This is a genomic window from Streptomyces sp. NPDC056061, from assembly GCF_042266885.1.
Taxonomy (GTDB): Bacteria; Actinomycetota; Actinomycetes; order Streptomycetales; family Streptomycetaceae; genus Streptomyces.
In genome coordinates this window covers 1-1711 of the sequence record NZ_JBHJWQ010000092.1, presented here as the reverse complement: position 1 = coordinate 1711, position 1711 = coordinate 1, and the positions used below count along the sequence as shown (strand labels likewise).

Annotated in this window: 1 protein-coding gene; it reads left to right on the top strand. The window is 68.6% G+C overall.

Going from position 1 to position 1711, the window contains the following annotated elements; translation table 11 throughout:
• Window positions 1–1711: beta-ketoacyl reductase (locus ACFC79_RS38235; protein WP_376249889.1), on the top strand; the 1711-nt coding region annotated here is incomplete at both ends.

The following is a 1711-nucleotide window of genomic DNA, read 5'->3' as shown; positions in this document are numbered from 1 at the left end:
CGGTGGACTCGTTGGTGTTGCGTCCGGTGTCGGTGGAGCAGATCAGCAGTGCGTCGCGTGACAGTCGGAACGACTCGCTCTTCCGACTCGACTGGATCGAAGCGACCGACATGACCGTGCCGGAAGTCTGCACCCGCGATCGCTGGGCGGTGCTCGGCACTGATGCCTTCGGACTGACGACCACCGAGCCGGCCCTGCCCGTCCACGTGGATGCGACATCCCTTGCCGCGGCGATCGAGTCCGGTACGCCCGTGCCTCACGAGGTGTTCCTCGCATGCACCGCCGACCCCGACGGCGGCCCGGCGGCCGTACGCCGGGCGACCACCGAGATGCTTTCCCTGATCCAGGCATGGCTGGGTGACGAGCGTTTCGCGGGCTCGCGGTTGGTGGTGCTGACCTCGGGTGCGGTGGCGGCCGGTGCGGGTGAGTCCGTGGACGACCTGGCGGGCGCCGCGGTCTGGGGTCTCCTGCGCTCGGCGCAGTCGGAGAACCCCGGCCGTTTCGCCCTGATCGACCTCGACGGCCACACGGCCAGTGGCGAGACCGCATTGACGGCGCTGTCGACGGTCCTGGCCTCCGACGAGCCGCAGACCATCGTGCGGAACGGCGTGGTGCGGGTGCCGCGTCTGATGCGAGTGACGGAAGGTGTCGGAGCCGGGCCGGAGTTCGCGACTGAAGGAACTGTGCTGGTCACGGGTGCGAGCGGCACCCTGGGTGGTTTGTTTGCCCGGCATCTGGTGGTTGAGCATGGTGTGCGTCGGTTGTTGTTGCTGAGTCGGCGTGGTGGTGCGGCTCCGGGTGCGTCGGAGCTTGCGGCGGAGTTGTCGGGGTTGGGTGCTGAGGTGGTCTGGGCGGCGTGTGATGTCGCGGACCGCGAGGCGCTGGCGGGTGTGCTGGCGTCCGTTCCGGCGGAGCGCCCGCTGACTGGGGTTGTGCACACGGCCGGTGTGCTGGACGACGGGATCATTGGCTCGTTGACGCCGGAGCGGATCGATCGCGTCATGCGTCCGAAGGTGGATGCGGCGTGGAATCTGCATGAGCTGACCGAGGGTCTGGATCTGTCGGCGTTTGTGCTGTTCTCGTCGGCTGCGGGTGTGTTCGGTAATGCGGGGCAGGCCAATTACGCGGCGGCGAATGCTTTCCTGGATGCTCTTGCTGGGCATCGCCGGGCGCGGGGGTTGGCTGGGTCGTCGTTGGCCTGGGGTCTGTGGGCGGGTGAGTCGGCTGGTATGGCCGGTGAGCTGGGCGAGGCGGGTGCGTCGCGGCTGGGTCGTGGTGGTGCGGGTGCGTTCGGTGCTGCCGAGGGGCTGGAGCTGTTCGATGCGGCGGGTCGGTCGTCCGAACCGGTACTCGTCCCGATCCGCCTCGACATCACCGCACTGCGCGCCCAGGCAGCCACCTCCGGAATCGTCCCGCCGTTGCTGCGTGCCCTGGTCCGAGTGCCGGGCCGTCGTGCAGCCGACCAGGGCGCTGCCGCGACGTCAGGCGCGCTGGCGCAGCGGCTGGCCGGTCTGAGCGAAGCCGAACAGCAGGGCGTTCTCCTGGAGTTGGTCAGCACACAGGTCGCCACTGTCCTCGGCCATGACGCAACCGATTCCGTGGAGCCGCACCACTCGTTCCGTGAGTTGGGTTTTGACTCGTTGACGGCGGTGGAGCTGCGGAATCTGTTGGGTGGTGCGACGGAGCTGAGGCTTCCGGCGACGTTGGTGTT